The sequence below is a fragment of the Psychromonas aquatilis genome (genome assembly GCF_038155185.1).
Classification (GTDB): Bacteria; Pseudomonadota; Gammaproteobacteria; order Enterobacterales; family Psychromonadaceae; genus Psychromonas; species Psychromonas aquatilis.
Window position 1 is genome coordinate 1 of sequence record NZ_JBAKAZ010000350.1, and the last position, 219, is coordinate 219.

Genomic DNA, 219 nt, shown 5'->3' on the forward strand with positions numbered 1-219 from the left:
CCTTTCCAAAAATACCCATGATGCACAACAATCGCATCGGCGTTAAATTCCATGGCCGCGTCAATCAATGCTTGATTTGCTGTCACACCGCTCACTATTTTTTGTATTTGTTCGCGCCCTTCTACTTGTAATCCATTAGGACAATAATCTTTGAATTGATGAATTTCTAAATACTGGGCGAGTTTATTAGCAAGTTTACGATTAAGCATATTATTCACT

1 protein-coding gene is annotated in these 219 nt (G+C 37.9%); it reads right to left on the reverse strand.

What is annotated here, in order from left to right; translation table 11 throughout:
* Positions 1-209: Nif3-like dinuclear metal center hexameric protein (locus V6256_RS15800; RefSeq protein ID WP_341599165.1), on the reverse strand; the 209-nt coding region annotated here is incomplete at its 3' end.
* Positions 210-219 lie beyond the last annotated feature (10 nt).